The sequence below is a fragment of the Ruegeria sp. AWH4_226 genome (assembly GCF_056159225.1).
In genome coordinates this window covers 162251-181094 of sequence record NZ_JBSWUU010000002.1, presented here as the reverse complement: position 1 = coordinate 181094, position 18844 = coordinate 162251, and the positions used below count along the sequence as shown (strand labels likewise).

Below are 18844 nucleotides of genomic sequence, written 5' to 3'. Positions count from 1 at the left end.
AGCCTTCGTTTCTGCCAACTATCGGCAGGGTCGGCGGTTTTCTCAAGGTTTTTCCTAACTTCTTGGTCTTCGCGCACAGTAGGGGGCAGCTTTTGTAGAAGCGAATACTCAAAAGCGTGTCGATGACGCGGTTGACACACCTGCTTGGTCTAATGACATATTCAAGCAATGCGTTGGATAGTTTTCGCCTTTTGCCTGACATGCCTTCTGACAGAGGCGCGCGCGCAGGATCGTTCTGCGGTTGAGGATCAGTTCCAAATCTGGCTACAAGAAACGATCTGGCCGCGGGCCAAGGCCAAGGGCGTTTCCCGGGTGACGATGCAGCGGGCCTTTGATGGCGTGACGCTCAACTGGAAGTTGCCAGATCTTGTACCGCCGGGGTCGATTGCCAAAACGCCTCAACAGCAAAATCAGGCCGAGTTCGGATCGCCGGGCATATATTTTAACGCAAACTCCGTTCAAGGCGCTACTGCGGTTGGTCGGCAGATGGCCCGGCGTCACGCGACGATCCTTGCGCAGGTCGAAGCGGAAACTGGTGTGCCCGGACAGATCATTCTTGCGATTTGGGGACGCGAGAGCGGATATGGCCAAGTGCCCATCCGGCACGACGCCTTTCAGGTGTTAGCCACCAAGGGGTTCATGAGCACCCGGTCGGTATATTTCACCGAAGAACTAATCGCAGCACTGCAGATCGCACAAGCCGGCCACGCACCGTCGGGAAGACTAAAAAGCAGCTGGGCAGGCGCGTTGGGTCAACCGCAATTCATGCCCTCGAACGTTCTGACTTACGCAGTGGACGGGAACCGGGACGGGCGGCTCGATATCTGGGGATCGACTGAGGATACGATTGCCTCCATCGGGAATTTTCTGTCGGCGCATGGTTGGGTCGCCGGGAGAGATTGGGGGTTTGAAGTATCGGTTCCAGCTCACGTTTCCTGCGCATTAGAAGGACCAGACCAAGGGCGGTCCATTCAGGACTGGGTCGACATAGGAGTAACCCGCGTCTCGGGTAAGCCATTTCCCCAGCACGAATTACAAGGTGAAGGGTATTTAATGATGCCCGCCGGACGCCATGGGCCAGCCTTTATCGTCACACCGAATTTCTATGTGCTGAAAGACTACAATAAAAGCGATCTTTATGCTTTGTTTGTGGGTCATGTCGGCGACCGCATTCAATTCGGCGTCCAGAACTTCAATACGGGCTGGGACAACATCGGCACCCTGTACCGATCTGACATCGCCGCCATGCAACAGGCGCTCGAAAACCGAGGGCATGATGTCGGCGGGGTCGATGGGTTGCCTGGGTACAAGACCCGACGCTCAATCGGGCGGTGGCAAGAGGGCACTGGGCAACCGCCGACCTGCTTTCCAAAACAGGGTATGAACGCCGCCCTCACACAATAGCGATTCGCCCGTTTTTCTTACCTTTACCGACCATCGCCGCATTTCCCTCAGGTCAAGTATGAACAGTCGCCTTCACGAAAGTGTCACGATTAGGTCAAGTTTCCTTATTTAATTTCAGCACTAACACCGGTTTCGCTCACTATCCACCTATAGTTGCTTTAATTGCAGGCAGCATCTTTATCCCGATTTGAAATAGTGTCACTTTCTGCGGCAGTGAGAGGCGACTTTCGCAAACACGTTCCTGACTGCAAACCAAATGACTGTGATGCGGTGTTCAGTGCGATTTGAAAAAGCAAAATCTGAATCCGTGTCAGTCCTGTTCAAGGTCGGACAAACATGGTGGCAGCGACCATCCTGAATGGCGCGCGCTTTGCCACCTTAAAAATGGGAGACAAAAATGAACAAGTACATTCGGACATCTCTGGCGGGGCTAATGACCTCGACCATGATCACCGGTGCCGCCTTTGCCGCTGGCACACACCCGGAAACCGGCGAAGCGCTGGCCGAAGACCAGACTTTTATCTATCGCCTTGGGGATGAGCACAGTTCGGTCGACCCGCAGGTTGTCGAAGACACCTATGGCGCCGAAATCACACGGGATTTGTTCGAAGGCCTGATGAATCAGGACGAAGACGGCAATTTGGTTCCTGGCGTAGCCACCGCGTACACAACCAACGACACCAAGGACGTGTATACTTTCACTTTACGTGACAATGCCAAATGGTCGAATGGCGACCCGGTGACCGCTGGTGATTTTGTCTATGCATGGAAACGTGCCGTCGATCCCGAACTGTCGTCACCCTATGCCTGGTTCATGGAATTGATGTCGATTGAAAACGCCGCCGAAATTATCGCTGGCGAAAAGCCGATTGACGAGCTGGGTGTCAAGGCAATCGACGATCACACACTGGAAGTCACGCTCAGCGCGCCGCTGCCGTATTTCCCGCAAATGACCACGCATTCTACCACCTTCCCGGCTCCGCAGAAGGTCATTGAGGAACATGGTGACGCCTGGACCCGCCCCGAAAATATCGTGTCGAATGGAGCCTACATCCTGACCGAGCACGTGCCGCAGGAACGTTCGGTTCGCGAACGGAACGAAATGTACTGGGACAACGAGAACACTATTCTCGACAAGGTGGTCGCGCTTATCATCAATGACGAAAACGTTGCCTTGACGCGTTATCTGGCTGGTGAGTTGGACCGTACCGAAGTTCCAGCAGGCCAATTCCCCCGCCTTAGCCAAGAGCATCCGGACGAAGCGATCAGCTTTCCGCGCCTGTGCAACTATTACTATACCTTCAACCTGACGGAAGATGGCCCCGAGGCCTTCAAAGACCCGAACGTACGTCAGGCCCTGTCGCTCGCGGTGGATCGTGCAATCATCACTGAAAAAGTAATGGCCGGGGGTCAGCCGCAGGCCTATACATTCGCGCCCGAAGCGACCGCAGGGTTTACCGTTCCCGAGGTTGAGATGGCCTCAATGACCCAAGCTGAACGGGATGAACTGGCCAAGGAATTGCTGGCCGGTGCCGGGTATGGCCCGGACAATCCGCTGAGCTTTGAAATGGTCTACAACACCAACGAAGACCATAAAAAGGTCGCAGTTGCTGTTAGCCAGATGTGGAAGCAGAAACTGGGCGTAGATGTCGAACTGGCCAATATGGAATGGAAAGTGTTCCTGGAAGAGCGCGGCAACCAGAACTTCGAACTGGCCCGCGGCGCATGGTGCGGCGACTATAATGAAGCTTCGACTTTCCTGGACCTGCTGCAGTCGGATTCCGGCTATAACGACGGCAAATTCAGCAACGCCCGTGTCGACGAGCTTCTGGCCCAGGCCAAAACTGCTGATGATCCGGCCCCGTTGTACACCGAGGTTGAGCGCATCATCGCGCAGGAAACTCCTGTGATCCCGATCTACCACTATGCGGGTGTTTACATGATGGACACCGATGTCGGGAATTGGCCGATCAACAATGTCGAGCAAAACTGGTACTCGAAAAACCTATACAAGCTCGCTGAGTAATCGTCTTTGAACCACGCCCTGTCCCGGAAGCATCCGGGGCAGGGCCAATAAGCATGGGGGCATGAAATGCTTGCCTATAGTCTGCGGCGACTGCTGGTTGCCATTCCGACGATCCTGCTGCTGATCGTCGCCTGTTTCTTTCTGATGCACTTTGCGCCCGGTGGGCCATTCACGTCTGAGCGACCTCTGCCGCCGGCGGTTCTGGCGAATATCGAAGCGCGGTACGGGCTGGACCAACCACTGTGGAAGCAGTTGTGGGACTACCTTTACAATATCGTCGTGCATTTCGACTTTGGCCCGTCCTTTAAGTTCAAGGACCGGGACGTCAATGATATCATCGCCCAGGGTTTTCCGATCTCACTGACTTACGGGTCGCTGTCGTTCCTCGTCGCGACGTCCGTTGGTGTCGGTCTAGGAATTGCCGCGGCGATCAAGCACAACAGTTGGATCGACTATTTCGCCGTGGGGCTGGGCATCGCAGCCCAAGCGCTGCCGAACTTCATCATGGGCCCGATCCTGATCCTGACCTTTACCCTATGGCTGGGATGGCTGCCGGGCGGTGGATGGAACGGCGGGCAATGGCCGTACCTGATCATGCCCGTGATTGCACTTGCGACGTCATACATGGGATCTATCGCACGGATAACGCGATCCTCGATGCTTGAGGTGCTGAACTCGAACTTCATCCGCACCGCGCGGGCCAAGGGTCTGCCAACCAGAACCGTGATCTGGCGTCACGCGTTGAAGCCAACGCTGTTGCCGGTCGTGTCATATCTTGGGCCGGTCTTTGTTTATGTGCTGACAGGTTCAGTTTTCGTCGACATCTACTTTTCCACCGGCGGGCTGGGGCAAGCCTATGTCGGGTCCGCCCTGTCGCGAGACTATGCCGTGCTGCTGGGGGTCACGATCCTTTATGGCGCGTTGACTGTCGTCGTGAACCTGCTGACGGACCTGGCCTACGCCTGGTTTGATCCGAAAATTCGGTACTGAGGGGCGAACCAATGCTAGGAAAATCACAAAAAGCCGCCCAATTGGCCGAAAATGTCACCGACTACACGGTCATTCAGGGGCGCTCGCTGTGGCAGGACGCTCGGATGCGGTTTGTTCGCAACAAGGCCGCGATGGCCAGCGTTTTTGTTCTAAGCCTGATTGTTCTGTTCACAATCATCGGACCGTACTTCGCCGTATGGGACAATGAAGAAATCGACTGGAACGTCATGGGGGATGTGCGCGGGATGGGGATGCCTTCCCTCGAAACCGGGCATTTTTTCGGCGTCGATGATCTGGGGCGCGACCTTTACAGCCGCGTCATTCAGGCAACGACCACATCGCTTTTGGTTGGCCTCATCGGGGCGGCCACGGCGCTGATCGTCGGCACTTGTTACGGTATCGCCGCCGGTTACATCGGGGGGCGTGTCGACAGCGTGATGATGCGCTTTGTCGATATCCTGTTGGCGATCCCCGCAACCTTGATCATCATCCTGCTGCTGGTCGTGGCTGGACGGTCATTTTTCATGTTGTTCCTCGCTCTTGGCGCGGTTGGCTGGCTGACCATGTCGCGGATCGTTCGAGGGCAAACTCTGACCCTGAAGAACCGCGAGTTCATCGAAGCCGCACGCGCCGCCGGCGTCAGCGAATTCACGATCATGTATCGTCATATCCTGCCCAATCTATTGGGGGTGGTGATCGTCTATGCCTCGCTTCTGGTGCCTGAGATGATCCTTACCGAAAGCTTCATCTCGTTTTTGGGTCTGGGTATCTCAGAGCCCTACACGTCTTTGGGTAGGCTGATCGCCGAAGGTGCCGGGACGATGGCCTATGGAACCTTGTGGCAGCTTATGTTCCCCCTGACATTCTATGTCGCAATCATCATCTCGATGTTCTTCATCGGCGATGGTCTGCGTGACGCACTGGACCCGAAGGATCGCTGATATGAGCTTGTTTTCCATAAAAGACCTGAGCGTCCAGTTCGAAACTCCGGACGGCGTTGTCGAGGCTGTCAAAGGGATCAGCTTCGACATCAACCCGGGCGAGTGCCTTGGCATCGTCGGCGAAAGCGGATCGGGAAAAAGCCAGACGTTCATGGCCGCGATGGGGCTGTTGCCGCCAGCAGGGCGGGCCGAGGGCTCGGCCATGCTGAACGGGCAAGAAATCCTGAACCTGCCCGTTGGCAAGCTGAACAAGATCCGTGGTTCGGATGTGGGCATGATCTTTCAGGACCCGCTAACCGCTTTGACCCCGCATCTGCGGATCGGCCAGCAAATGCGCGAAGTTCTGCAAGTGCATGAAGGGCTACAAGGCTCTGCCGCGCGACAGCGATGCCTTGAATGGCTTGACCGTGTGCGTATCCCCGAGGCAAAACGGCGTCTCGATCAATACCCACATGAACTATCGGGCGGGATGCGCCAACGCGTGATGATCGCCATGTCGATGCTTTGCAATCCAAAACTGCTGATCGCGGACGAGCCAACCACTGCGCTCGATGTCACGGTTCAGGCCGACATTCTGGACTTGATGGTGCGGCTACAAAAAGACGAAGGTACCGCAATTGCCCTGATTACACATGACATGGGCGTCGTCGCACGAATGTGTGACCGGATACAGGTCATGCGTCTGGGTCAGTTTGTCGAGGCCGGAGACGCGCGTGAAATCTTCCGCGCGCCAAAGCACGAATACACACGAACTCTGCTTGAGGCGATGCCGCGCATTGATGCAGGCGATGCGCCCAAAGCGCTGGAAAAGACCGAAGAACCTCTGCTGAAGGTCGACGACGTCAAAGTCCATTTCCCGATCCATGTCTCGGGCGGGCTGTTCGGTCACAAGGTACCGTTGAAGGCCGTGGATGGCGTGAGTTTTGACATCCGCAAGGGTGAAACGCTGGGCGTTGTGGGTGAATCCGGTTGCGGCAAATCCACCCTCGCCCGGGCCGTGCTGCAACTGATTGAACCCAGTGCGGGGAATGTCAGCTGGCTGGGTCATCCTATCGTCGGGTTGAAACGAGCCGAACTGAACAAGTACCGCAAGGACCTTCAGATCGTGTTCCAGGACCCGCTGGCCAGCCTTGATCCCAGGATGACGATTTCCGCCTCGATCGCGGAACCTTTGAAAACCTATCGCCCCGACCTGACGGATCGCGAACGCAAGGACATGGTCGCGCAGATGATGGAGCGGGTGGGTCTGAATGCCAACATGATCAACCGATACCCGCATGAACTGTCCGGCGGGCAAAACCAAAGGGTTGGCATTGCGCGAGCCATGATCAACAAACCCAAGCTGATCATCTGTGACGAGGCGGTTTCGGCGCTGGACGTATCCATTCAGGCGCAAATCGTGGAATTGTTGCGAGAACTGCAACAAGAGTTCGGGCTGTCGATGATCTTTATCAGCCATGATCTTTCCGTGGTGCGCGCGGTCTCAAACCGGATCATGGTCTTGTATCTTGGTCGGATCGTCGAACTTGGGGATGGCGAAGTGATTTGCTCTGATCCGATCCATCCTTACACCAAATCCCTGATCTCGGCCGTTCCAATCCCGGACCCTGACGTTGAACGAACGCGGCGGCGGTTGAAACTGCCTGGCGAATTGCCTTCACCGATGGACCCAAAAGCGGCATTGCGGTTTTTGCCCAGCCGGTTAGCTGCGGGTCAGCCTGATTACGTCCCGCAACTCAGCGAGGTGAGACCGGATCACTTCGTTGCCGAACACGATCCGCTCGATGCGATAATGAACGGTGCCTGACCACCCTGTACCGAAGCCCAATTGCGCGGCTTCGGTATTTCTTTCATCTTGCCCGCAGTGGGCGCAGAACGACGCCGGCCCGACAGGCCGGAGGTTGGTGCTTGGTTCTGAAGCAAGTCGCAGCAAAAAATCGATTGGTTTTCGCGAACGAAACGCGATCTTTTTGACTTCTATCCCCTTGGGTGGCACCATCCAAACTAAGTCTGCCGGGGTTCGTCGTGGACGTTGATTGTTAGCGGCGCAGCCCCTAAGAGGTCCACGTTGGACAACAAAATATCGACACTGTTCTGCTAATTTGAGAGGTCATATGGTACGCAAAGTCACAAAGGCGATCTTCCCAGTCGCGGGGCTTGGCACTCGGTTCCTGCCAGCCACAAAGTCCGTCCCGAAAGAGATTATGACTTTGGTCGACCGCCCGCTGGTGCAGTACGCCATTGACGAAGCGCGTGCTGCCGGCATCACCGAATTCATTTTTGTTACGTCGCGCGGCAAGTCCGCACTTGAAGACTATTTTGATCACAACCTGGTTCTTGAACAGGAGCTGAAAGCCAAAGGCAAAGATGACCTTTTGGAGACGTTGAGCGCCACCAACATGGAAAGCGGGGCAATAGCCTATATTCGCCAGCACAAAGCGTTGGGTCTGGGTCACGCCGTCTGGTGCGCGCGTCGCCTTATTGGTGATGAACCCTTTGCCGTGATGCTGCCCGACGACGTGATTGCTGCTGAAAAACCATGTCTGCAACAGATGATTGAAGCCTATGAGGAAACCGGCGGAAACATGGTCGCAGCTATGGAGGTTCCAGCGGACAAGACCAGCGCATATGGCGTGTTGGATGTGGGTGAAAACATTGGCCCCGTCGTACGCGCGCGGGGCATGGTCGAAAAACCAAAACCGGAAGAGGCCCCTTCAAACCTTGCGGTTATTGGCCGCTACGTGCTGGGTCCGTCGGTTTTGTATAACCTGAACCAGATGAAAAAGGGCAGTGGTGGAGAGATTCAGCTGACCGATGCAATTGCCGAAGACATTGGCAACGGCGTGCCAGTCTTTGGATACAAGTTCGATGGTCAGCGGTTCGATTGCGGCTCGAAATCTGGGTTCCTGCAAGCAACTGTTGCGTTTGCCCTCGCCCGCAGTGACCTACGTGACGACCTGAGCCAATATCTGCATGATATTGTCGCCACAGGGCAAGCTGCTGAGTAACAGACGCATTCTTGACGGAAAACGCTTGTTTTCGGCGAATGTGGAAAATTTACCGATTGGCTAAGGCGTTCTGCGACTTGGCCCATGTCTTTTTGGCCTGCAAAAGAATAACAAAAGGTTCCAAAGGCGTACGTTCCGGTCAGGCGGGATTCATCCATCGCCCGGCAATGTGGCGCGCAATTCAATTGTCGCACCTAGTGTCACTGGAGGACGCCCTTGTCACAGAACTCACCCCGATTGAACCTACCGTTTCTGCAACCATCGCAGGCACAGAAACACGTGACCCATAACGAGGCATTGCGGCAGTTGGATCTCATCACCCAGCTTAGCCTAGTCTCGATAAACGCATCGACCCCGCCGGCCGTTCCTGATCAGGGTGAGGTTCACGCCCTCGGTTCTGCTCCGACCGGGGATTGGACGGGCCAGGCCGGGATGCTTGCCGCGTGGCTGGACAACGCCTGGCATCTTGTCGCCCCCCGCATCGGCTGGCGCGCTTGGGATGAATCCAACGGGCGTATGACCGTCTGGGATGGCAGTGCATGGATTGAGCCTCCGGTTGCGGCGCAGAATCTTGATGGCGTGGGTATTGCAACCAGCTTTGACAGCACGAACCGCCTGTCCGTGAGGTCGCCTGCGACGTTGCTTAGCCACGAAGGCGGTGGTCATCAGCTAAAAATCAACAAGGCCAGCGCAGGCGAAACAGCGTCTTTGCTGTTTCAGTCCAACTGGACCGGTCACGCCGAGATGGGTTTGTCAGGCAATACCGGCTTTGCCATCAAGGTTTCGCCTGACGGCGGCACCTGGACCGACGCGCTTCGCTTTGACCCGACCACGGGTACCGCAAGTGGTGGCGCGGTTCAGAACAGCCCTGACGACACAACTTCTGGTCGCCTGATGCGAGCGGACTTCGGCTATGGTCCGGGAAATCTTGTTGGTCCCGTTTCGGAAAATGGCGGCGCGCCGACCGGTGCAGTGATCGAGCGAGGATCGACCACAAACGGAGATTACGTTCGATTTGCCGATGGAACGCAAATATGCACCGCAACGCTGCCTGCAACGGGATGTGCAAATGCCGATGGGGCATTGTTTTCAAGCAACGCCGCAATCTGGGCTTTCCCCATGGCTTTCGCTTCTGGAGCGGCAATTGCGGTTAGCGGCGGAGGTGGGGCAAGCACCCGGTTTATCGGCTTTGATGCCCCGACCGAGACAGAGGTGGGCTTCAAGGTCATGGCAACCACACTTGATACAACAGCACTGGCCCCAACGGGCGTCGCAATAGGCCGCTGGTTCTGATCTGAAAGTCTGCTCGGGCGCTTGTCCGGGCAGTTACTTGACCCGCAGATCCGCATCTGCCTGATCAAGGAACCAGGCATAAGTTTCTCGAATACCGTCTTCCAACCCGATGCGCGCGCGCCAACCCATATCGGCCAGACGGGACACGTCCATCAATTTTCGCATGGTACCATCTGGTTTGCTGACATCTTGCGTAATGCGCCCGGTAAAGCCGGTCGTTTTAGCCACCAAAGCCGCGAGTTCCGCGATAGAGATATCCTCACCACACCCCACATTTATGTGGCTCAGCATCGGCTGGGTGTTTGCTTCGTAGACGTCACGCGGAAGCTCGAGCACGAACAACGATGCCTCGGCCATGTCATCCACATGCAGGAATTCGCGGCGGGGTTTGCCGGTGCCCCAGATCACCACCTCTGCCAGACCGTCCCGCTTTGCCTCGTGAAAACGGCGGATCAAGGCGGGCAGGACGTGGCTGTTTTCCGGGTGGAAATTGTCGCCGGGACCATAAAGATTCGTCGGCATGACCGAGCGGTAGTCGACCCCATGCTGCCGGTTATAGCTTTCACACAGCTTGATCCCGGCAATTTTGGCTACAGCGTACGGCTCGTTTGTGGGCTCCAGAACACCGGTCAGCAGAGCGTCTTCTCGCATCGGTTGCGTCGCAGCGCGCGGATAGATGCAAGAGCTGCCCAACTGCAGCAGGTTCTTTATCCCCGCCGCAAACGCCTGATGGATCACGTTACATTCAATCATCAGGTTGTCGTAGATGAAATCCGCCGGGTAGGTGTTGTTCGCGTGAATTCCACCAACCTTGGCGGCGGCCAGGATCACCACATCCGGTCGCTCCGTCTGCATGAAGTCCCGCACAGCGGCCTGATCGGTCAGATCCAATTCAGCATGGGTACGGGTTATCAGTTCAAGCGCGTCACCCGCGGCCTGACGATCCTGTAAACGGCGCAGAATTGAACCGCCGACCATCCCGCGGTGGCCAGCTACATAGATCTTGCGCATGGCGCTCTCCTCAACCGTTTTCCAGGCTTACCGGCAATTCATACCCATGCTCTTTCAACAGCGCATGGCGTTTGGCGGTTTTCAGATCCTCGACGACCATCTCGGCGCACATTTCCTGCACTGTCAACTCAGGCTCCCACCCCAACTTGGTCTTGGCGTTCGACGGGTCCCCCAGCAGCGTCTCGACCTCGGCAGGGCGGAAATACTGCGGATCAATGCGCATGATCACATCCCCCGGCTTGAGCGCCGGAGCATTTTCACCCTGGATCGCCTTAACGGACGCAATTTCATCGACGCCCTCGCCTGTGAATTCCAACGTGATACCAAGCTCGGCAGCCGACCATTCGATAAACTGCCGCACCGAGTATTGCACTCCGGTCGCGATTACGAAATCTTCGGGATTTTCCTGCTGCAACATAAGCCACTGCATCCGTACATAGTCTTTTGCGTGGCCCCAATCGCGCAGACTGTCGATATTGCCCATGTAAAGACAGTCTTCCAAACCCTGTGCAATATTCGCCAGCCCGCGGGTGATTTTGCGGGTCACGAATGTCTCACCACGGCGCGGGCTTTCGTGATTGAACAGAATACCGTTGCAGGCATACATGCCATACGCTTCGCGATAGTTCACGGTGATCCAGTAGGAATACAGCTTGGCAACCGCGTAAGGCGAACGTGGGTGGAACGGCGTTGTTTCGCGCTGCGGAGTTTCCTGCACCAGACCGTAAAGTTCCGACGTCGAGGCCTGATAAAACCTTGTCTTTTTCTCCAGCCCAAGAAACCGGATCGCTTCCAGCAAGCGCAATGTGCCAATTGCATCGACATCTGCCGTGTATTCCGGTGATTCAAAACTGACCGCAACATGCGACTGCGCACCCAGATTGTAGACCTCGTCCGGTTGTACTTCTTGAATGATGCGCGTCAGGTTTGATGTATCGCTCAGGTCGCCGTAATGCAGATGCAGTTTCGGGTTCGGAACATGCGGGTCCTGATAGATGTGGTCGATCCGCTGCGTATTGAACGAAGACGCCCGGCGCTTGATTCCGTGAACCTCGTACCCTTTCTCAAGCAGGAATTCCGCAAGATAGGATCCGTCCTGCCCGGTAATGCCGGTAATCAACGCCTTTTTTGTCATCTTCTTTTCTCGCTGAATCCATTTTGAAACGTTGCCGTCTCAAAACAGCAAGACGTCCCAGAATGCAACCCAAGGCGACGAACATCACGAGAGTCGGCGGCTATTTCCTGCCTGCAAAGTCGCCAAGAAACTTTATTGGTAACAAAGCTTTTATTAACCGCAAAGGAACAAGCTGGATCCGCCTTTTCGATCGCAGAGGATGTGTCAGTCCCCTCCGTATAGCGGGACAGCGCTATTTGCACCATCGGCTAACGCTTTGCTCTGATCACGGCGCACCTGCTCATACAAGGCCAGTGACTGCTCTGAAAACAGTTCCTGCGGAGGGTCAACCGCCACAAAGTTCGACTGCCCGTCCTGCCCGCGTGCCAGCACCGCATAGTCGCGATCAGCAACCAATTGTCGTGCGTTCGGGTTGAGATACCGGATTGCCAAACCAATACGGCGGTCATCGGACCGGTTGGGCCCCGACCCATGGATGGTCAACCCGTGATGCAGCGACATTTGACCGGGTGCCAATTCAATATGGGTTTTTTCCTCTTCTGCGACCTCAACAGCAACTTCCTGCCCCCGCGACAACAGGTTTGTGTCAGAATACGTGTCGGTGTGCGGCAGGATCGGGTTCTTGTGGCTACCCTGAACGAAATCCATGCATCCGCTTGCGACCGTGGCGGGCGACAGCGCGATCCAGGCTGTCACCTGATCCGGAGTTTCGCCCATGCCCCAATAGGTCAGATCCTGATGCATGCCCACAGTGTGTTCGGTATGGGCCTCTTTGACAAAAAACTCGGCGGACCAAACCATGATGTCAGGTCCCAAAATGTGCTCAACCACGTCCAGGACCCTTTTATCCAAGGCGATCTGTGCGGCCAGCGGTATCACAAGGTGAGCATTGACGCGTTTGTACGTGTTCAGCGGCAGCGGCAGATCGGCGGACAGCCAGTCACGCTCAAGCTGTTCGAATTCTGCACGAATCTCAGCGGCTTCTGCTTCCGAGAAAACCGTCAAGGGAAATAGATAACCGTCTTCCCAGTACTGCGCGGTTTGGTCGGCTGTCAGGGCGAGTGAAGATTGAGCGGTTTGCAGCATGGTGAACCTCATGAAATCTGGTCCATCCAGCTTAAACCGAGATAAGTACAAAGCAGCGTGGCACCTCTTGCCGGTAAGACTAAGTTCAGCTTAGCCTGTCTGCATGTCATCACGTATCCCTTCCCTCAACTGGCTCCGCGTATTCGAGGCTGCCGCGCGGACCGAAAGCTTTGCCCGTGCCGCCACGCAGTTGAACATGTCAGCGGCGGCTGTCAGCCAGCAGGTCAAAGCGCTGGAGTCTCGGCTGGGAACGCCGCTGTTTCACCGTCACGCACATGCGGTAACCCTCACCGAGGCTGGCAGGGCCTATCTGCCGTCCGTTCAACAATCCCTACTCATGCTGGAAACCGCCACCACCGGCCTTTTCGGGGAAACCCGCGAGCAGCGGCTTTTCGTGCAGTCCGTTCTACTTTATGCCCATGGGGTTCTTGCCAAAGGCCTGCCCGATTTCCGCGCAGCGCATCCGCAGATCGGTTTATCTCTGACCACTGGCAACCTGGTATCGGATTTCGCCAACCAATTCACCGATTTGCAGATTGTGTTCGGGAACCCGAGCCTATTTGGTGCAGAAAGCGATCCATTGATGCACGAACACTTGTATCCGGTTGCTAAGCCTGATGTCGCCGCGCAGATACGCCAGCCCCAGGACCTGTTCCAATTCCCTTTGATCGAGGTTTCGACGCATCGCGCAAGTTGGCCGCATCTGTTCGAAACTCTGCGTCTGCCATCCGGTCAGGCGCGGTATTTTTTCGCCGACAACTCGATCATGGCCGCCGAGCTATCAGCTAGCGGAGGAGGCATTGCCCTGGCCCGCGCGCCCGCATCGGATCGGATCATGCACCTGTCCGGCCTTGTTCCCTGCCTGCCCGACATTCACGTTGCAGGGCAAGAGGCGTATCACTTGGCCTACCCATCCCGCACAGCCTTGCGACCACCCGCGCGCGCCTTTCGCGACTGGTTGCTGGATCACAGCGCGGCGGTCCAAACCCGGTAACGTCCCTGCCCCGTCACCTCACGGATCAGGCCGCGTCGGGTGAAACGGTCAATGTTGCGTTGCACTGCCGCGCGCGACGCCTTTGTCAACTCTTCTGCCAACGGCGCGGACACCATCGGCCATGCTGTGAGGACGTCGATCAACAAGGGCGGTGTCCTGCCGCTTAGCCCACCCGTTGCCGCGCGGGCGCGCTGTTCCCATGCGCTGACACGATCCAGGTGCATCAACGCCGCCAAAGCTGCCTGCCCTGCCCCACGGATCCACGCAGCAAGCTTTTCGTTAACCTCGCCCACTCCGCGCAAAGCGCCTGGCCCAGACAGCGCCAAGGGCATGAATTTTGCCCCGCCCCGCCCCATGGAGGCCGCGTGACGCGCCGCAATAATCGCGGCCTCAGTATCCTGTCCAATCCCCGGGGACAGGGCACGCCAAGCGTGAAACCCGATCGCCGCCTGCGTGACCGGGTGTAATCCTTCGGCATTTCGCATCACCTCGGCCAGATCGGCCACGGCTTCGGGGATATCCTCAATGCCTTGCGCGAGGCGATCCAGAAAAGCAGTAAGCCCCGAGTCCCATCCCCCGTCCGAAGGGACAGGACCGGATGTCAGCCGACGCACCGCCCATCCCGCCCTGAACAAGGCCTGAACGTCGTCTCCGGTTGCTCCGATCCGCAAACCAGTCCACAGGGCAAGACGATCCACGCTGATCCGGTCGCCCGTCCACCAGCCCAGATCGGATACGTCCATAAGGGCCAGTCGATGGGTCCATCCATCTGGCCCGGCCCTTAGCCGTTCATCCAAAGCGCCAAAGATCGCCGCCAGATCCGCCAACTCGAAAGACAGTTCTGCCTGCGCCGCGCGCCAGTCTCGGGGATCGAATAGCAAACGCCGATCAGCCATCGGACCGGGAGGTTGAAAATCCTCGATCCGCTCTTCATCCTCGGGTGGAAGAAACCACAGATCGTCATCCTCTGGCGGATCCACATCATAAATACTGCGCGGGCCGATGTTGTCGGCCTCTTCGTCCGGATCAGGTGTGACGGGCTTGATAGTCATGGCCCTATATTTCGGGGATTTAGACTGGTTCACAAGGCGTTTTTGTCGACCATTAGGAAAGGGATTGTGTCAACAATTCCCGCTGACAACATGCCGTGTGTCGTTCGGATGACCCGCACATCGTCTGTCCGGTTACTCAATATCAGGCGAAGTCTCAGGAATGATCACGTATCTTATGGAAATCTTGTTCCCTTTTCCCGTCTCGCCGCGTTATCCCTTGTCGCGCGCACGGCAGAGGAGGTGTAGAGCATGAGCGAGACTGTCAAAATGACATTGGATGAGGTTCGGGCGCTCAGCCTGTCTATCCTGACCAAGTCCGGGTTCGGGCCCGAGCATGCCGCAGCTATCGCCGATACGTTGACCACCTGCCAGACCGACGATTGTCAGTCTCACGGTCTGTTCCGCCTGTTCATGTGTCATGACACCATGAAGTCAGGCAAGGTCGACGGACACGCTGCCCCGGTTCTGGTGCCATCGAACAATGCCATTGTTCGAGTGGATGCAAGTGCGGGGATGTCTTTGTTGGCGTTTGAAAAGGCGCTACCGCTCTTGATTGAAAAGACCCGCGCCCACGGTATTGCCGCCATGGCAATCAACCGCTGCTTTCACTTCTCGGCCCTTTGGCCAGAGGTGGAGCGTCTGTCCTCGGCCGGACTTGCAGCGGTGGCGATGGTTCCCAGCCATTCTTGGGTTGCCCCTGCGGGTGGCACGCGCGGCAGCCTTGGCACCAACCCGCTGGCCTTTAGCTGGCCGCGTAGTGGCAAAAACCCGTTCACCTTTGATTTTGCCACCAGCGCTTTTGCTCGCGGTGAAATCGAACTCTATCGCCGTGCTGGGAAACCATTGCCCGAGGGTGTCGCGATTGACAAAAACGGAAATCCGACCACCGACCCACAAGCGGCAATGGATGGCGCGATGTTGACGTTTGGCAGCTACAAGGGTTCGGCCTTGTCGATTATGATCGAGTTGCTGGCCGGCCCGTTGATCGACGACCTGACCAGCCTTGAAAGCATGGAGTTCGCCCAAGGAGCAGGTGGCGCACCCTATCACGGCGAAATCATCCTTGCGTTCGACCCTGCGCTGTTCAGCGGTGGCCGGGTGTCCGACAACGATGCCCGGGCCGAACGTTTGTTTGCCGACATTACCGATCAGGGGGCCCGCTTGCCCTCACAAAGACGGTTCGCGGCGCGGGCGCGGAATACAGAACGCGGATATGTCGAAATCGGCAAAACCCTGTATGATGATCTGCAAGCATTGGCCGAAGACGTCCGGGCATTGTAAAACCCTCTTCCCCTTGGTGATGCGGCTGGCTAAGAAGTCCGTCCAGTCATTTGCAGGAGGCCCCCTTGGACCGTATCGCCCGCACCATCGCCACCGAGATCAACGCCCGCCCGGAACAGGTCGGTGCCGCGGTGAAACTGCTGGACGATGGGGCAACCGTGCCTTTTGTCGCCCGCTACCGCAAAGAGGTGACAGGTGGTCTGGACGACACGCAACTGCGCACACTGTCTGACCGCCTGACCTATCTGCGGGAATTGAACGCGCGGCGCGAAACCATCCTTGGCTCAATCAAGGATCAGGGCAAGTTGACCGACGAATTGGCCCGGTCCATCGCGCAGGCTGAAACCAAGGCGCAGTTGGAAGATATCTACCTGCCCTACAAACCCAAGCGGCGGACCAAGGCGATGATCGCGCGGGAAAACGGGTTGGAGCCGCTGGCCGATGCCATTCTGGCCGATCGCTCAGCCGAGCCCGAAGCGGTGGCGCAGCGATATGTTACCGAGGCTGTGCCAACCACCAAGGACGCGCTGAACGGTGCACGGGACATCATCACGGAACGTCTGACCGAGAACGCCGCACTTTTAGGAGAGCTGCGCAGCTTCATGCAGCGCGAAGCTTTGCTGACATCCAAGGTGATCGACGGCAAGGAACAGGAAGGCGCGAAGTTCAGCGATTATTTTAACCACTCAGAGCTTTGGGCCAAGACCCCCTCGCACCGTGCGCTGGCGATGCTGCGAGCATCGAAAGAGGGGATAGTCACGCTTGATATCGCGCCAGAGCCTGAGACTGGAGCGGCACGCGCCGAGGCCATTGTTGCCGCCCATCTGCAAACGCGTGGTGACGGGCCTGGCGATGTTTGGCTGCGCAAAGTGGCAGGGTGGACCTGGCGGGTAAAGCTGTCTCTGTCCATGATGGTTGAACTTATGGCCGATCTGCGCAGCCGTGCGCAGGAAGAAGCCATCCAAGTTTTCTCGCGCAACTTGAAGGACTTATTGTTTGCCGCGCCGGCAGGGGCCCGGGCGACATTGGGTTTGGACCCCGGCATTCGAACGGGTGTCAAAGCCGCGGTTGTCGACGCCACGGGCAAGGTTATCGCGACGGATACGCTTTATCCCTTCCAGCCCAAGAATGACCTGCGCGGCGCACAGGCGACCATTCTGAACCTGATTGCCGCTCATAAAATCGAGTTGATCGCAATCGGCAACGGCACGGCCAGCCGCGAAACCGAAAAGATGGTGGCTGACACCCTAAAACTGTTGCCCAAGACCGTGACCGCGCCGACCAAGGTTGTCGTGTCCGAGGCCGGTGCATCGGTGTATTCAGCCTCAGAACTGGCAGCGCGTGAGTTTCCCGATCTCGATGTTTCATTGCGCGGGGCGGTTTCGATCGCACGACGGTTACAGGATCCACTGGCCGAGCTCGTTAAGATCGAACCTAAATCCATCGGGGTCGGCCAGTATCAACATGACGTGGATCAGCACAGGCTTTCGCAATCTCTTGCCTCTGTGATCGAAGACGTGGTGAACGCGGTGGGTGTCGATCTGAATACGGCGTCTGCCCCCCTGCTCTCGCATGTCTCGGGCCTTGGGCCGGGGCTGGCCGAGGCCATCGTGATGCACCGCGATACGAACGGTGCTTTTCAATCGCGCAAAGAACTGCTGAAGGTGGCACGCCTTGGCCCGCGCGCCTTTCAGCAATGCGCAGGTTTCTTGCGTATTCGTGATGGGCAGGAGCCGCTGGACGCATCTTCGGTTCACCCCGAGGCCTACGACGTCGCGCGTCGGGTTGTTTCGGCTTGCGGTCGGGACATCCGTCAAATCATGGGGCACGAGGGAGCGTTGAAAGGCTTGCGCGCGGAACAGTTTGTTAACGACACCTTTGGCCTGCCAACCGTGCAGGACATTTTTGCAGAATTGGAAAAACCGGGCCGTGATCCCCGCCCCGGTTTTGTCACCGCGTCTTTCACCGATGGCGTCGAGAACATTACCGATCTCAAACCCGGAATGGTGCTTGAGGGAACTGTGACAAATGTCGCGGCCTTCGGCGCGTTTGTCGATATCGGGGTACATCAGGACGGGCTGGTTCATGTCAGCCAATTGGCGGACCGGTTCGTCAAGGACCCGCACGAGGTGGTTAAAACCGGCCAAGTGGCGAAGGTGACCGTTGTCGAGGTGGATGTGGCCCGCAAACGGATTGGCCTGACAATGCGCAAGGACGGAGGGAGGTCCGCGCACGAAGACCGGACAAGCCGGGGCGATAAACGGAACTCCTCGCAGTCAAAACCCAACGGGCCACGGCAGGCAAAATCTAAAAACACGGCGCAAAACAATGCAATTGCCGATGCGTTGAAGTCAGCGCTGAAAAACCAATGATCAGGTGTGCAAATTTGTGCACGGGCGCTTTCTCAGCATTCGCGTGGCCAACCGTCGATGGTGACAATTTGAAAGCATCTTTCCAAGGCATGCATTGACGCGATAACTCCGACCTTCCGACGCACGAACAAATTTAACTTCTGGACTAGAAACTTATCCTTTGGAAATGCCCTGTTTTTGCGGGTTTCATCGCATTTTCAATGACTATTCAATTCTGGTTTGATTCAGATCATTTCGTTTCATATGCAACG

The 18844-nt window shown here is 56.9% G+C and carries 14 protein-coding genes; 10 read left to right on the top strand and 4 right to left on the bottom strand.

Annotation, left to right across the window (positions count from 1 at the left end; all coding sequences use genetic code 11):
* Positions 1-168 precede the first annotated feature (168 nt).
* From ACXAET_RS16285 to ACXAET_RS16255, 7 genes are all read left to right on the top strand, one after another.
* Positions 169-1404 carry a lytic murein transglycosylase gene (locus tag ACXAET_RS16285; RefSeq protein WP_475187498.1) on the top strand — a complete coding sequence of 412 codons (1236 nt, stop codon included), beginning with the start codon at positions 169-171 and terminating at the stop codon, positions 1402-1404.
* A 397-nt stretch (positions 1405-1801) separates the two neighbouring features.
* The gene (locus ACXAET_RS16280; RefSeq protein ID WP_475187497.1) at positions 1802-3430 is read left to right on the top strand and encodes a peptide ABC transporter substrate-binding protein; all 1629 of its coding nucleotides are present in this window, start codon (positions 1802-1804) and stop codon (positions 3428-3430) included.
* Positions 3431-3496: 66 nt separating this feature from the next.
* Entirely contained in the window at positions 3497-4420 is a 924-nt protein-coding gene (gene oppB / locus ACXAET_RS16275) for an oligopeptide ABC transporter permease OppB (protein ID WP_068333192.1), read from the top strand.
* A gap of 11 nt (positions 4421-4431) precedes the next feature.
* Positions 4432-5361, top strand: a complete 930-nt coding sequence (locus ACXAET_RS16270) for an ABC transporter permease subunit (RefSeq protein WP_475187496.1) — start codon at positions 4432-4434, stop codon at positions 5359-5361.
* A gap of 1 nt (position 5362) precedes the next feature.
* Positions 5363-7168, top strand: coding sequence for an ABC transporter ATP-binding protein (locus ACXAET_RS16265; protein ID WP_475187495.1), 1806 nt, complete (start codon positions 5363-5365; stop codon positions 7166-7168).
* Between the two features lie 307 nt (positions 7169-7475).
* A complete protein-coding gene (gene galU / locus ACXAET_RS16260; RefSeq protein WP_475187494.1) occupies positions 7476-8369 on the top strand; it encodes a UTP--glucose-1-phosphate uridylyltransferase GalU in 894 nt (297 codons plus the stop codon).
* A 216-nt stretch (positions 8370-8585) separates the two neighbouring features.
* Positions 8586-9662, top strand: coding sequence for a DUF2793 domain-containing protein (locus tag ACXAET_RS16255; protein ID WP_475187492.1), 1077 nt, complete (start codon positions 8586-8588; stop codon positions 9660-9662).
* Positions 9663-9695: 33 nt separating this feature from the next.
* Here ACXAET_RS16255 and fcl read toward each other — a convergent pair whose 3' ends face one another.
* The 3 genes from fcl to ACXAET_RS16240 form a co-directional block, all read right to left on the bottom strand.
* Positions 9696-10673, bottom strand: coding sequence for a GDP-L-fucose synthase (gene fcl, locus ACXAET_RS16250; RefSeq protein WP_475187491.1), 978 nt, complete (start codon positions 10671-10673; stop codon positions 9696-9698).
* A 10-nt stretch (positions 10674-10683) separates the two neighbouring features.
* Positions 10684-11808 (bottom strand): GDP-mannose 4,6-dehydratase, encoded by a 1125-nt coding sequence (gene gmd, locus ACXAET_RS16245; protein ID WP_068333209.1) that lies wholly within the window; start codon positions 11806-11808, stop codon positions 10684-10686.
* 204 nt (positions 11809-12012) lie between these two features.
* Positions 12013-12894 (bottom strand): phytanoyl-CoA dioxygenase family protein, encoded by an 882-nt coding sequence (locus ACXAET_RS16240; protein ID WP_475187490.1) that lies wholly within the window; start codon positions 12892-12894, stop codon positions 12013-12015.
* A gap of 103 nt (positions 12895-12997) precedes the next feature.
* Here ACXAET_RS16240 and ACXAET_RS16235 point away from each other — a divergent pair, with 103 nt between their 5' ends.
* Positions 12998-13888 (top strand): LysR family transcriptional regulator, encoded by an 891-nt coding sequence (locus ACXAET_RS16235; RefSeq protein WP_475187489.1) that lies wholly within the window; start codon positions 12998-13000, stop codon positions 13886-13888.
* Here the strand turns inward: ACXAET_RS16235 and ACXAET_RS16230 are convergent.
* The gene (locus ACXAET_RS16230; RefSeq protein WP_475187488.1) at positions 13861-14940 is read right to left on the bottom strand and encodes a helix-turn-helix domain-containing protein; all 1080 of its coding nucleotides are present in this window, start codon (positions 14938-14940) and stop codon (positions 13861-13863) included. The genes ACXAET_RS16235 and ACXAET_RS16230 overlap by 28 nt on opposite strands.
* Before the next feature lie 249 nt (positions 14941-15189).
* Here ACXAET_RS16230 and ACXAET_RS16225 point away from each other — a divergent pair, with 249 nt between their 5' ends.
* Both ACXAET_RS16225 and ACXAET_RS16220 read left to right on the top strand, forming a co-directional pair.
* The gene (locus ACXAET_RS16225; RefSeq protein WP_475187487.1) at positions 15190-16221 is read left to right on the top strand and encodes an Ldh family oxidoreductase; all 1032 of its coding nucleotides are present in this window, start codon (positions 15190-15192) and stop codon (positions 16219-16221) included.
* A 65-nt stretch (positions 16222-16286) separates the two neighbouring features.
* Positions 16287-18593 (top strand): Tex family protein, encoded by a 2307-nt coding sequence (locus ACXAET_RS16220; RefSeq protein WP_475187485.1) that lies wholly within the window; start codon positions 16287-16289, stop codon positions 18591-18593.
* The last annotated feature ends 251 nt before the right edge of the window (positions 18594-18844 follow it).

Coding starts and splice junctions, on each gene's coding strand:
- ACXAET_RS16285 (WP_475187498.1), top strand. CDS start 169: ATGCGTTGGATAGTTTTCGCCTTTTGCCTGACATGCCTTCTGACAGAG.
- ACXAET_RS16280 (WP_475187497.1), top strand. CDS start 1,802: ATGAACAAGTACATTCGGACATCTCTGGCGGGGCTAATGACCTCGACC.
- oppB (WP_068333192.1), top strand. CDS start 3,497: ATGCTTGCCTATAGTCTGCGGCGACTGCTGGTTGCCATTCCGACGATC.
- ACXAET_RS16270 (WP_475187496.1), top strand. CDS start 4,432: ATGCTAGGAAAATCACAAAAAGCCGCCCAATTGGCCGAAAATGTCACC.
- ACXAET_RS16265 (WP_475187495.1), top strand. CDS start 5,363: ATGAGCTTGTTTTCCATAAAAGACCTGAGCGTCCAGTTCGAAACTCCG.
- galU (WP_475187494.1), top strand. CDS start 7,476: ATGGTACGCAAAGTCACAAAGGCGATCTTCCCAGTCGCGGGGCTTGGC.
- fcl (WP_475187491.1), bottom strand. CDS start 10,673: ATGCGCAAGATCTATGTAGCTGGCCACCGCGGGATGGTCGGCGGTTCA.
- gmd (WP_068333209.1), bottom strand. CDS start 11,808: ATGACAAAAAAGGCGTTGATTACCGGCATTACCGGGCAGGACGGATCC.
- ACXAET_RS16240 (WP_475187490.1), bottom strand. CDS start 12,894: ATGCTGCAAACCGCTCAATCTTCACTCGCCCTGACAGCCGACCAAACC.
- ACXAET_RS16235 (WP_475187489.1), top strand. CDS start 12,998: ATGTCATCACGTATCCCTTCCCTCAACTGGCTCCGCGTATTCGAGGCT.
- ACXAET_RS16230 (WP_475187488.1), bottom strand. CDS start 14,940: ATGACTATCAAGCCCGTCACACCTGATCCGGACGAAGAGGCCGACAAC.
- ACXAET_RS16225 (WP_475187487.1), top strand. CDS start 15,190: ATGAGCGAGACTGTCAAAATGACATTGGATGAGGTTCGGGCGCTCAGC.